The organism is Flavobacterium sp. P1_E4 (genome assembly GCF_056405915.1).
Genome location: NZ_JBFUBE010000012.1, coordinates 51,251 through 65,457, shown reverse-complemented (window position 1 = coordinate 65,457; position 14,207 = coordinate 51,251). Strand labels below are relative to the sequence as shown.

General features: G+C 33.0%; 6 protein-coding genes. 4 read left to right on the top strand and 2 right to left on the bottom strand.

Going from position 1 to position 14,207, the window contains the following annotated elements; genetic code table 11:
* Positions 1-4: 4 nt before the first annotated feature.
* Positions 5-490, bottom strand: coding sequence for an acyl-CoA carboxylase biotin carboxyl carrier protein subunit (locus AC1DY0_RS12390; RefSeq protein ID WP_477188907.1), 486 nt, complete (start codon positions 488-490; stop codon positions 5-7).
* Positions 491-722: 232 nt separating this feature from the next.
* On the opposite strand from AC1DY0_RS12390, the gene AC1DY0_RS12385 reads away from it, so the two are divergent.
* Positions 723-1,181, top strand: coding sequence for a hypothetical protein (locus AC1DY0_RS12385; protein ID WP_477188906.1), 459 nt, complete (start codon positions 723-725; stop codon positions 1,179-1,181).
* A 55-nt stretch (positions 1,182-1,236) separates the two neighbouring features.
* Here AC1DY0_RS12385 and AC1DY0_RS12380 read toward each other — a convergent pair whose 3' ends face one another.
* Positions 1,237-3,423, bottom strand: coding sequence for a B12-binding domain-containing radical SAM protein (locus AC1DY0_RS12380; protein ID WP_477188905.1), 2,187 nt, complete (start codon positions 3,421-3,423; stop codon positions 1,237-1,239).
* A 324-nt stretch (positions 3,424-3,747) separates the two neighbouring features.
* Here AC1DY0_RS12380 and AC1DY0_RS12375 point away from each other — a divergent pair, with 324 nt between their 5' ends.
* The 3 genes from AC1DY0_RS12375 (at position 3,748) to AC1DY0_RS12365 (ending at position 14,182) form a co-directional block, all read left to right on the top strand.
* A complete protein-coding gene (locus AC1DY0_RS12375; RefSeq protein WP_477188904.1) occupies positions 3,748-6,885 on the top strand; it encodes an Ig-like domain-containing protein in 3,138 nt (1,045 codons plus the stop codon).
* Positions 6,886-7,322: 437 nt separating this feature from the next.
* On the top strand, positions 7,323-9,926 hold the full coding sequence (locus tag AC1DY0_RS12370) for a T9SS type B sorting domain-containing protein (protein ID WP_477188903.1): 2,604 nt from the start codon (positions 7,323-7,325) through the stop codon (positions 9,924-9,926).
* Positions 9,927-10,108: 182 nt separating this feature from the next.
* On the top strand, positions 10,109-14,182 hold the full coding sequence (locus AC1DY0_RS12365; protein WP_477188902.1) for a DUF7948 domain-containing protein: 4,074 nt from the start codon (positions 10,109-10,111) through the stop codon (positions 14,180-14,182).
* The last annotated feature ends 25 nt before the right edge of the window (positions 14,183-14,207 follow it).

The window sequence follows — 14,207 nt, the reverse complement described above, 5'->3', positions numbered from 1 at the left end:
AATTTTACTCGAATTCAATTAATAAATGCCCCTTGTCTACTGCATCTCCCGTACTCACCGAAATGGATTTGATCACACCATCACGAGGCGAAAGAAAACTGTTCTCCATTTTCATAGCGCCCAAAATAATTAGATTATCATTCTCTTTCACGGCTTGTCCGACAACAACGCTAATTTCCAAAATTAATCCCGGCATAGGCGCTTTAATTGCGTTAACTTGTTTGGTCAACCCAACTTCAAACCCCATTTCCTTAATCAAAATATCCAGTGGATTTGAAATTGCAACAGTATAATTTGTATTGTTTACCTTAACCGTATAGCTTTTTTGATTGAAATCCGAAGTGATGATTTCCGCTTTATAAGGTGTGTTTTGATGCAGTATATGAAATTCATTTACTCCCGTAGGTATTGCATCTAGTTGAGAAATACTTTCCTTTTCAAAATCAAAATGGAAAGCATCGTTTACAGCTACTTTGTAATTATCACTCATTCTTGGTCTTTTTAGGGGAGTAAAAGTATGAAAAGAAAACGTTTTCGTAAACAAAAAAACAAATTCTAGACAAAATCCTCCAAAGAACATCAATTAGGGCGTGCCTCCAATAGAAAATGGGCCTACTTCACTTTGCGCATATACGGCCCATTCTCTACTGGAGTCGGGCTATCCGCCTTACTTCGGTAACTTGCTACTATCCCTCACGCAAACCGCTGAACAAGAAAATTTAGTGGTAAAATTATCATTTATTAGGATTTATGCAGTCAGTATAGTTCTGCCACAATCTTATTCGCAATCTAACCACAATATTGTCATACCGACAGAGGAAGTATCTCCACAATACATTTGGCAATTTATAAATAGTGCATTCCCATTTACGGTTCTTGCAATACCATTTATAGTTCTTGTAATACCATTTATGATTCTTGCGATACCATTTATAGTTCTTGCAATACCATTTATAGTTCTTGCGATACCATTTATGATTCTTACGATACCATTTATAGTTCTTGCAATACCATTTATGATTCTTGCAATACCATTTATAGTTCTTGCGATACCATTTATGATTCTTACGATACCATTTATAGTTCTTGCAATACCATTTATAGTTCTTGCAATACCATTTATGATTCTTGCGATACCATTTACGGTTCTTGCAATACCATTTGCGGTTATACCAACCTGATTTACAAATCTAGCTTCCGCGGTAGGAAAAGTTTAATGATTCCTGCAAAAAAAATTTACAATACCAACAGCCCGAATTCCCTTAAGGCATTAACAGGTTTTGAATACCAAAACAACTCAAAATCTTCTAGCTGCTGTTCAAAATCAGTTTTTACTTCCTGGAAAGAATAAGTTTTTGCATTCGAAACTGAGATTTTTTGAAGCATTTCAACAAGCCATTCTCCTTCCTTTTTATTGGTTTGAATACTGAAACTTTCTTTCTTGTCGTGAAAAGTCAAAGCCATCATTTCCCAACTATTTCCTTTTTTGGATTTGGTAAATGTTTCAATTAATGGTTTTCCACCCAGCCAAACGATTTTGGCGGTAGGTTTGATATTAAAATTGTTTTCTTCCTGCAACGCATCAAAAATAAAATCAGGACTTATTTTTGTCTTTGGAATTTTGAAATCAAACCAATCCTGCAACTCATAATCAAAACAAATCCCGTGCATAAAATTGAACAGCGATTTCTTAAGTCCAAAACTAAATTTATCGTGATCGATTCCTGTTGAATCAACAAAATTAATATCATTATTGGCAAAAGTACCAATGGCTTCCGTTTCTTTTACAGCTCCAAATTGCTCAGGAAACATTCCCACAGGACTGTGTGCCGTCATCGCAAATTGATGCCAAAACCCCGATTGCAACACTCCCACTTCAAACAATTGACGCACCATTTCGAGACTGTCAACCGTTTCTTGAATAGTTTGTGTTGGATAACCGTACATCAAATACGCGTGTACCATAATACCCGCTTCGGTAAAATTCCGAGTAACTTTCGCCACTTGTTCTACCGTTACTCCTTTATCAATCAATTTCAATAATCGATCCGAAGCTACTTCTAGCCCACCCGAAACGGCAATACAACCGGAAGCTTTTAGCAACAAACACAAATCTTGAGTAAAACTTTTTTCGAATCGAATGTTCGTCCACCAAGTGACAGCCAATTTTCGACGAAGAATTTCAAGTGCCAAAGCCCGCATCAACGCTGGTGGCGCGGCTTCATCAACATAATGGAAACCGTTTTCTCCAGTTTGAGCAATCATTTCTTCCATTCGGTCGCACAACAAACTCGCCGCAACGGGTTCGTAAACCTTGATATAATCTAGAGAAATATCGCAAAACGTACATTTCCCCCAGTAACAACCGTGTGCCATCGTGAGCTTATTCCAACGTCCGTCGCTCCACAAACGGTGCATCGGATTCACAATCTCGATAACCGAAATGTATTTATCCAAGAGCAAATCCGAATAATCCGGCGTTCCCACTTGGGATTGCTTGTAATCGTGTTGAGTGGAATTATTTTTATAAACTACTTTTCCTTCTTCTAGAAGAAATGTTCTTTTATATGAATTGTGATTTGGATTTTCAATATTGGCAATCAATTCCTCAATTGGCGTTTCACCATCATCCAAAGTGATATAATCAAAAAACTCAAAAACTCGTGCATCCGAAAGTGAACGCAATTCAGTATTCGGGAAACCGCCACCCATCGAAATTTTAATATTCGGATAATGTTTTTTCACCCATTGCGCAGATCGAAAAGCGGAATATAAATTCCCCGGAAACGGAACCGAAATCAAGAATAAAGTCGGCTGAATCGTTTCGATTCTCTCTTTCAAAATCGAAAGCAGAATATTATCTATATAAGTCGGTTCTTGTTGCAAAGCTCCGTACAATTCATCAAAAGAATTGGCACTACGCCCCAATCTTTCTGCATAACGACTGAAACCAAAATTTTCATCGACACATTCTACTATAAAATCTGAAATGTCTTCGAGATACAAAGTCGCCAAATGTTTGGCTTTGTCTTGCGTTCCCATCGTTCCGAAAGCCCAATCAAGTTCCTCCAATTGCGCAAATCGAGAAGCTTCCGGCAAGAAATCTTCCTGGCAAATTTGTAGAGCCAAGGTTGGATTTTTTCCCTGTAAAAATGCAATAACCGAATCGATGGTTTTAATGTATTCGTCTTGTAAAGCTAGAATTCGTCTGCAGTTGTCCGTTGTTGGTTGTTGGCTTAAAGATTGAAATAACGAGATCAAACCTTCTTTCGAAAACAATTTCAAAATCACCTCAATCCCTAAATCCGCCTGAACAGATTCGATATTTTTAGTATTCAGAAACCCTTTGATATAAGCCGTCGCTGGATAAGGCGTATTCAGTTGAGTAAACGGGGGCGTTATGAGGAAAATTTTGGTTTTCAAGAGTGAGATTGTTTTTGTGCAAAAATAAGGTATTTTAGAATCTATAAAATAAAATCTATAACATATCCATTTATTTACGTATTTACAGATAAGTTTGACTTTAATCACACATAAATCACGAACAATTATAATTAATATAGACACCTATCAAAGTAATTATTTTAAAGCGTTTTTTAAATACTATTTACCAATGTCAAAAAGCATAACTTTTTCCAACTTTATAATAAATCCCTTATTTTTTTATAAATTGCCACAAATTTAAGTCTGATTATTTGTATCCATTAAATACAATTTTTACAAAAAACAACATATTCGTCCCACGACATGATGAAAAAATTATTTTTCTCCTTATTATTCCTTATTTCATTTGTAGCAAATGCCCAATATACTTCCATTCCTGATCCTGAATTTGAGTGGTTTCTGATTTATAGCGGATATGATTCTGGAAATATTGATGGAAAAGTACTTACTTCAAATATCAATACCATTAAAGAAATTTATTTTTTTCCAGGTGCTGCTAATATTAACATTAAGGATTTGACAGGGATTGAAGATTTCAAAGCTCTAGAAAAACTAAATTGTATGAATTGTAATTTGACTAGTTTAGATTTATCCAAAAACATTTTTTTAACTGAATTGATTTGTGTAGATAATAAATTAACAAGTTTAAATGTTTCAGGCTGTATTAATCTAAAAACAATTAACTGTAATGGAAATCAATTTACCAGTTTGGATTTTACCCAAACTAATAATCTCGAAACTTTATACTGTAGAGGCACTAAATTAATTGATTTAAAATTGAATACTAATCTAATAAATTTAGATTGTAGTTATAATAAACTAATCACTTTGGATCTTTCCAAAAGTATACTTCTGGAGACTTTAGTTTGCGAAGATTGCAACCTTAATAGTTTGGATATTTCAAATAACATTTATTTAACTAGCTTATCTTGTTTAAACAATCAACTTACATATTTAAATGTTTCAAAAAATATTAAACTGATTCAATTATCCTGCGAAAACAACTTACTAAATAATATTGATATTACTAACAATCCTGAATTAGTATCCTTACAATGCCCTAGTAATCAATTGACAAATCTAAATATTTCACAAAATATAAAACTAACAAATTTAGATTGTTCGGTCAATCAAATAACAAATTTAGACACATCAAATAACGCCTATTTGTCCGAATTGTGGTGTTTTAATAATCAAATTACAAGTTTAAATATTTCTAAAAATATTAATCTAATTAAATTATTATGTTATGACAATAAATTAATTAGCCTCAATACTTCACAAAATCTTAAATTGGAAATTTTATATTGTCACAACAACTTAATCACTAGTCTAGATGTTTCAATGAATAATAATTTAGATTTTTTTAGATGTGCAAATAACAAACTTACCTATTTAGATCTAAGAAATAGTAAAAGCTGGACTTGGTGGAATGATACTTCATATTGGACTAATAACCCAAAACTAGATTGCATTTATGTTCCTGATGCTATTTTTTTTAATATTTATTATTCAAACCGGAAAGATAACACAGCTAACTATTTTGATGAATCACCCCCAAAATTCGAATCAACAACACAAACAGTTTGTTCAAAACTTAACCCAACTCTAAACGATATTGTTGTAACTGGATACAATATCAAATGGTTTGATTCACTTCTTGGTGGAAATGAGCTACCTGACATAACCCTTTTAGCGGATGGCTCGACCTATTTTGCTATGAACACCGCTGGAAGTTGCGAAAGTTTAAGAACACCAATTACAATAACTTTGCAACCAATTTCTGTTCCTTCAGGAATTTCTCCTCAAAATTTATGCAATCTAGAAAGTCCCACTTTAAACAATATAAATGTTTCAGGAACATCTATTAAATGGTATGATATTGCAACTAACGGAAATTTATTACCAAATTCTACGCCAATAAATAATGGATCAACTTATTTTGCTTCTCAAACTCAAAATGGTTGTGAAAGTCTACGAATTCCTATTTTAGCAAATCTTCTAAACATTATTAAACCCACAATATACTCCCCACAACCCTTCTGCATTCAACAAAATGCAACTTTAAACGATATTGCTATAACAACAGGACAAAACGTAAAATGGTATGATGCACTAACTGCTGGAACGCTTTTATCGAATACAACCCCTCTTCAAAACGGCATCACATATTATGCATCACAAACTATAAATGGATGCGAAAGCGGAAGAGTTGCTATAGAAATAAAAATTCAAGACACTCCAGCTCCAACTGGAAATGCAAACCAAACTTTTTGCTCAGATCAAAATTCAACTATTGCAAATATTACAGTTACTGGACAAGATATAAAATGGTATGATGTAATAACCAATGGAAATGTTTTACTAAGCAATGCCTCTCTACAAAATGGAATAACATATTATGCTTCGCAAACTCTTAATTCATGCGAGGGTGAAAGACTAGCCGTTACTGTATCTATCCAAAATACACCTGGAGTTCCTACGGGAGATACAAACCCAAAATTCTGCAAAAGCGAAAAGGCTACTTTCAACAATATTAATATTACTGGAGAAAATTTAAAATGGTATGACTCTAATACGGCTGCAAATCCTTTAGAAAATACCACGCTACTAGAAAATAACACAACTTATTATGTTTCTCAATCCATCGGTTGTGAGAGCGACCGACTAGCTGTTTTAGTAAATGTTTATGATACACCATTACCAATTGCAAATGCCTCAAAAACTTTTTGCATTGAAGAAAATGCTACCATAGACAATATTATAATCACTGGCCAAAACATAAAATGGTATGATACATCATCTGCAGGTAATGTTTTGACAGTCACAACAGCTCTTGAAAGCAAAACATATTATGCCACTCAAACTAATAATAATTGCGAGAGTAACAGACTTGGTATAGCTATAAAAATCCAAAACAATCAAGTGCCAATTGCCGATGCTAACCAAAATTTCTGTATTCAACAAAATGCCATAATCAATACTATTAAACTTAATGGACAAAACATAAAGTGGTATAATGCTGAAACAGATGGAATAAATTTATCAGAATCAACACCACTCGAAAACGGAATTACCTATTATGCTTCGCAAACCATTTATAATTGTGAAAGCGAAAGAACTCCAATAACAATTCAAATTCAAGAAGCAACAACTGTTGATTGCATTCATTTTATAGATGAGCTTCCTTTTCCTAAATTCTTCACTCCAAATAATGATGGATATAATGATACTTGGACAATTGATTTTATTTATTTAGCGCCAAAATCATCGATTAGAATATTTGATCGATATGGAAAACCACTAAAAGAGCTAGGTTCAAATTCTAATGATTGGGACGGAACTTTTATCGGTCAAACTCTCCCAGCCACAGATTATTGGTTTGTAGCTACACAAAAAAACGGAAAAGAATATAAAGGCCATTTTAGCTTGAAGAGGTAGCCAAAAAAACTACAAAAAATCAGATTATTAGAAAAAAGGACCGCTTAACAATGCCGAAAAAGATCTTTTAGGCTCTGTCGAATTGAATTCCTAGTAAGAAAAATGCCTCTTAGTATAGTGTTTTTTCACCCATTGTGCAGAACTAAAAGCTAAATATAAATTCTCCTAAAACATAACCGATTTGATACTTTTATAGTATCTATAAACCCTTTGATATAAGCTGTAGCTGAATAAGGCGTATTTAATTGCGTAAACGGGGGCGTGATGAGGAAAAGTTTGGTTTTCAAGAGTGAGATTGTTTTTTATGCAAAAAATAAGGGATATTTGGAGATTTTTAAGGAAAAGATTTTTAAGGTGTTGTTTCTGTTTTGGGGCTAAGTTTCAAATATTCAATTTATAAATATTTAATTACATTTGCAACATCTTAAATTATTCAGATGAAACAAAAATTACTTTTTATCTATCTCCTTATTTTTATATTCTTTTCTAATAATAGTAAAGCCCAAGACTTTCAATGGGTAAGACAAATTGGAAACCAACAAACTGATGAAGCGGAATCTATAGATGTGGATAATAATGGTAATTCTTATTTTATTGGTACAGCACAATCTTATACCTACGATCTTGATCCAACTCCAAATGGCTCACAAATTATAGATAACACTTCTACTCCATTTTCTCCATATAGTGACATTTATTTAATAAAACTAGACAGTGATGGCAACTTTAGCTGGGGAAAAACATTCGGAGATTTAAAATCAGGACAATATGCTTATAAAGTAAAAATTGGCCCAGATGGTAATATTTATCTTTTTTTACAAACTGCAGATTTGGTTCCGAATCAAATTAACTCTTATATTACTATTATAAAAATTTCTCCAGACGGAAATGAATTGTCAAAAATTAAGATTAAAAATCCAGGATCATTTTTTACCGACAGTTTTGATATTGATAATCAAAATAATTTTCTGGTTAGCGGATGGTTTGTAAATTCAAAAACCATAAACTTCATCAATACTGATGTAAAATTCGAGTCACAAAACAATATGGCTTCATACATTTTTAAACTAGATAACTCAGGGAATTTTATTTGGAAAAAAATATTTGATACTCCTCAATTATCTAATGTTACAATCCAAACAAAACCTGATGGAAACATTATTACTGTCTTAAACACATCAGATCAAGGTTATCCCATGTGTTCAATATTAAACATCAATACGAATGATGCAAATGTTATTTGGGAAAAAAAATTATCGAACCAATCCATAAATACTTTTCATCTAGACCGTAAGGGAAACATTGTTATCGCAGGTACTAATGGAATTTTTCAAGGTTCCATAGATGTTGATCCTTCAATAAATGTAGTAAATACTAGTTCGCAAAAATTTTTATTATGGCTTGACAGCAATGGTAACTTTCTGGATCTAAAAGAATATTTTGTTTCACAATTTTCAGCAGACTTTCGAATGTGGAAATTAGAAAGTGACACACAAAATAATATTTATTTAGTTGGTGATTTTGCAGGAAAAGTTGATGCTGACCCTTCTTCAAATGTTTTTTTCTTAGAAAACCCATATGGAACGATTCAATATGGATCTGGTTATGCAATAAAATTTGATTCCAATAGAAATTTTGAAAAAGCCTATACACTAATTTCTAATTATCGTTCATTAGTAAAAGATATAAAAGTTAAAAATAAAAGTATATACCTTTTAGGAGACTTTAACGGTGAATGCGATTTTGATCCGGACACTGGAAATCAAACATTTGACTCATTACATAATGGCGGTGTACTTACAAGTGATGGTTTCGTGGTTAAACTGAGCCCTTGTGATCCTTCAAAACCTGATGGCGAAGAAAATCAGCTTTTTTGTACAAGTAAAAATGTAACAATTAGCGATTTAGTCCCCAATTTTAACGGAATAAAATGGTATGATAATGCAACAAATGGAAATATTATTCCTTCTATAACTAATCTTCAAAACGGCAAGACCTATTATGCTTCTAATACGCTTAACAATTGTGAAATTGAAAAATTGGCTGTTACCGTTTCAATTGTAAATACCCCTTCTGCCCCAACAGGAAATGGAAGTCAGGCATTTTGTAATAGAGAAAATGCAACACTCGGTACTATCCAAATATTGGGACAAAATATAAAATGGTACGATACCAATGTTTCATCAACAGTTTTTCCAAACACAACTCTTCTAGAAAATAATAAAACATATTTTGCCTCACAGACCATTGGATGCGAAAGTGACAGAATGCCAATTTTAGTGCTGGTAAATGATACTCCACTGCCTACAGCAAACAACAATCAGCCATTTTGTATTAATGAAAATGCCACAATTGCCAATCTCAATATCACTGGAACAGCAATTAAATGGTACGTTTCGGATACAAATGAAACTATTTTGCCGGAAACAACTCTCCTGCAAAATGACATTTATTATGCAACGCAAACACTTAACAATTGCGAAAGCGACAAATACCCAATTACCGTAAAAGTACAAGACGTCCAAAGTCCTATTGCTGATTCTCCACAGACATTCTGCATTCAAAAAAATGCAAAAATAAGTGATATTGATATTATTGGACAAAATATAAAATGGTTTGAGAATATTTCATCTACAGTAAATTTGTCAGAATTTACTCTGCTTAAAAACGGAGTAACTTATTATGCTTCGCAAGCCACAAACAATTGTGAAAGTGATAGGATTCCTATAACGATCAGTATATTAGGAGCAACTAAGGGAGATTGTTTTAATGACTTAGATGAACTTCCTTTTCCTAAATTCTTCACCCCAAATAATGATGGATTTAACGATACTTGGACGATTGATTTTATTTATTTAGCGCCAAACTCAGCAATTAGAATATTCGACCGTTTTGGAAAATTACTCAAAGAACTGAATTCGAATTCCAATGGCTGGGACGGAACTTTTATCGGGCAAACTCTCCCTGCCACCGATTATTGGTTTGTAGTAACCCGAAAAAACGGAAAAGAATACAAAGGTCATTTTAGCTTGAAGAGGTGACCAAAAATCATAAAAAAGTCAACTGAATTATTAGAATTATGGAACTAATTATTTTTTAAAAAAGTTTTATTTCAAAAATTAATTGTCCCTTTCCGTTTGTCTATTTCTACCAAAACAAGAATCAAATTAGATATTTTGTAAAGATTTAAATACATTTATAAAATCATTAAAAATCGTATATAGTGAAATTAAAATTGCTCTTCTTTATATCATTAATTACCATTTCTTCATTTGCCCAAAATAAAAATAAAACTATTGGTTTTAAAGAAAACAAAGGTCAAATTATTGATCAAAAAGGCAAACCCAACGATGCCGTAAAATATCTTTTGAACTCTGGCGGATTGAATGTACAACTGAAAAAAAATGGGTTTTCGTATGATGTTTATGAAGCAAAAAAACATCCTATCAATCATTCTCACGACGAAAAGAAAAAAACTTTGCCATTTCCATCCAAAGACAATGATAAACTTCCAGATTATACTATTGAATACCAATATCATAGAATAGACATTGATTTTCTGAATTCAAATCCAAAAGTAGAATTGATTACCGAAGAGAAATCTTTGGACTATGACAATTACTATAATATCCCAAACAAACCCGAAGGTGTCTTGATGGTACATCAATACAAACAAATAACCTATAAAAACATTTACCCCAACATTGACGTGGTTTTCTCGGTTCCAAAAGACACATTAAAAACTGTAGAATACAATTTTGTGGTCCATCCGAAAGGAAAGATATCCGATATTCAATTAAAATTTAGCGGAGCTCAAACAGAATTGATTGACAATAAAATCAAAATGAGTGTTCGATTTGGCGAAATGGAAGAAACTCTTCCTGCAAGTTGGGCAGAAAATGGAGAAAGCAAAAAGGAAATTGCGGTTAGATATACTAAAATCAAGAAGAATATTTATGGCTTTGAAAGTGCTGAAAATGTTTCTAATAAAACCATAATTATTGATCCTGTTCCTGTGAGACTTTGGGGAACTTATTATGGAGGCGAAGGAGAAGAAAATAGATTTAACGGCATTGTAAAAATAAAAAACGATTATGCATACATTGGTGGTTATACCGGTAGTTCTAGTAACATAGCAACTGCGGGAACACAACAGACAACTGCGAACACACCTTATGATGCTTTTATTGCAAAATTTGACAGCGATGGCATTAGAATATGGGGAACATATTATGGGGGCTCACATACTGATATATTCAGAGAAATAGCTTTTGATGCTAATAATAATATTTATGCCGTAGGCTATACAGGAAGTAGTACCAGTATTTCAACAATTAATTCTCATCAAACTATTTACAATGAAAATTATGATGGAATGCTAATTAAATTTAATGAAAATGGACAAAGGATATGGGGAACATATTACGGAGGAGAAAATCATGATGAAATTTATAGTGTAAAAGTAGACAAGGATGAAAATATATACATTGGCGGATATTCAACTAGCTTAAACAACATTGCTACTCCTAATAGCTTTAGAGATAATGTTGAAAAAACAACATATACAAATCAAATGCCTGATGGTTTTTTAGCAAAATTCACATCAAATGGTGCATTACAATGGGCAACATATTATGGAAACACGGGAGCAGATATAATTTATTCAATAGATCTAGATTCTAACAATAATATTTTTTGTTCAGGAATAACGAATGGCTCGACTCAAGGAATATCGACACCTGGTGCCTACGATGAATCACTTAACGGTACTTGGGATGATACATTTGTAGTTAAATTCAATTCAAATGGAGAAAGAATATTCGGCACCTACTATGGTGGAGGTGATTATGATATTAATGATTTTATTAAAGTAGATCATGACGACAATTTTATAATTTCGGGAGAAACACGAAGTGTTGATGGAATAGGGAATCTAAACTCTCATCAACCGATTAAAGGTGGTTATTACAATAGTGATTTTGACTCATATATTGCAAAATTCGACAATGATGGAAAATTACTATGGAGTACATATTACGGTGGAGAAGAAGATGATGGTGGTAATTGGGGAAACAAAACAGATATTGATGAAAACAACAATATATACTTTTACAGTTCAGGTTATAGTAAAAACAATATTTCAACTCTCGATGCTTATCAAACAGAGAGAGCTCTCTACAACGGGAGTGTATACATTGTAAAATTCAACAAAAATGGACAACGTATTTGGGGTAGTTATTATGGAAGTGATTGTTATTCTGGTCAAATTTGTTATGCAGAAAAAGGCGCATTCTATATTTCAGGTTGGACAAATGGAAGTCCCGATTTCACAACATCTGGTGCATATCAAAATAATATAAATGGAGACTATGATTCCTTTCTTGTAAAATTTCAAGATTGTCAGCAAACAACAACTGTTTCTACAAACTCCTCAATTTGCATAGGAAATCCTATTGAATTAAAAGCATCTGGTGGAACAAATTATGCTTGGACAGGCCCAAACGGTTTTACATCAACTGATCAAAACCCAATAATACTAAACGCGTCTGCAATTAATAATGGTCAATATGCCTGCAACATCACTGGAACTGGTGGTTGTGATGGCGTTCTTACTGTCGATGTAATTGTTGGCGATACAGTTGCTCCCATTCCCAACCTAACGACTCTCTCAACAATCACAGGAGATTGTCATACAACTATAACATTATTTCCAACCGCCACAGATACTTGTGCAGGAGCTATTACAGCAACAACCGCAAGCCCACTTTCCTATAGTTTGCCAGGAACCTATACTATTGTTTGGGATTATGATGATGGTAATAACAATATATCACATCAAGACCAAATTGTTATCATTAGCAATCAAACTTTGCCAACAGCCACTTCCCCACAACCCTTCTGCATTCAACAAAATGCAACTCTAAACGATATTGAAATAACAACAGGACAAAACATAAAATGGTATGATAAATTAACGGCTGGAACGCTTTTATCAAATTCAACTCCTCTTCAAAATGGTATCTCTTATTATGCTTCGCAAACAATAAATGGCTGTGAAAGCGAAAGAATTGCTATCGAAATAAAAATTCAAAACACTGCAGCTCCAACTGGAAATGCAAACCAAACTTTTTGTTCTAATCAAAATCCAACTATAGCAAATATTACTGTTACTGGACAAGATATAAAATGGTATGATGCTATAACCAATGGAAATATTTTACTAAGCAATGCCTCTCTCCAAAATGGAATGACTTATTATGCTTCACAAACTCTTAATTTATGCGAGAGTGAAAGACTAGCAGTAACAGTATCTATCCAAAATACACCTGGAGTTCCTTTAGGAGATACAAATCCTAAATTCTGCAAAAGTGAAAAGGCTACTTTTAACAGTATCAATATTAATGGACAAAATTTAAAATGGTATGATTCTAATACGGCTACAAATCCTTTGGCAAATACCACTTTAGTACAAAACAATACAACTTATTATGTTTCTCAAACCATAGGCTGCGAGAGCGAACGATTAGCTGTTTTGGTAAATGTTTATGATACGTCATTGCCAATTGCAAATACTTCAAAAACTTTTTGCCTTGAAGAAAATGCTACCATAGACATTATTATAATCACTGGCCAAAACATAAAATGGTATGATACATCATCTGCAGGTGATGTTTTGACAGCCACAACAGTTCTTGAAAGCAAAACATATTATGCCACTCAAACTAATAATAATTGCGAGAGTAACAGACTTGGTATTGCTATAAAAATCCAAGACACTCAAGCTCCAATTGCTGATGCTAACCAAAGTTTCTGTATTCAACAAAATGCCATAATCAATACTATTAAACTTAATGGACAAAACATTAAGTGGTATAATGCAATAATAAATGGAACAAATATATCTGAATCAACTTCTCTTGAAAACGGAATTACATATTATGCTTCGCAAACCATTTCTAATTGTGAAAGCGAAAGAATTCCAATAACTGTTAAAATTCAGGAAGCTACAACTGCGGATTGCAGTAATTTTATAGATGAACTCCCATTTCCTAAATTCTTCACGCCAAATAATGATGGACATAATGATACTTGGACGATTGATTTTATTTATTTAGCTCCAAAATCATCGATTAGAATATTTGATCGATATGGAAAACTACTAAAAGAGCTAGGTTCAAATTCTAATGGTTGGGATGGAACTTATGTCGGTCAAACTCTTCCAGCCACCGATTATTGGTTTGTGATTACTCGAAAAAACGGAAAAGAATACAAAGGTCATTTTAGCTTGAAACGATAATAAAAAGTCAGTCCAATTCTTCAAT

What these genes read in the sequence shown, in the direction of transcription:
- AC1DY0_RS12390 (WP_477188907.1), bottom strand. Translation starts at nt 490, where the DNA reads ATGAGTGATAATTACAAAGTAGCTGTAAACGATGCTTTCCATTTTGAT.
- AC1DY0_RS12375 (WP_477188904.1), top strand. Translation starts at nt 3,748, where the DNA reads ATGATGAAAAAATTATTTTTCTCCTTATTATTCCTTATTTCATTTGTA.
- AC1DY0_RS12370 (WP_477188903.1), top strand. Translation starts at nt 7,323, where the DNA reads ATGAAACAAAAATTACTTTTTATCTATCTCCTTATTTTTATATTCTTT.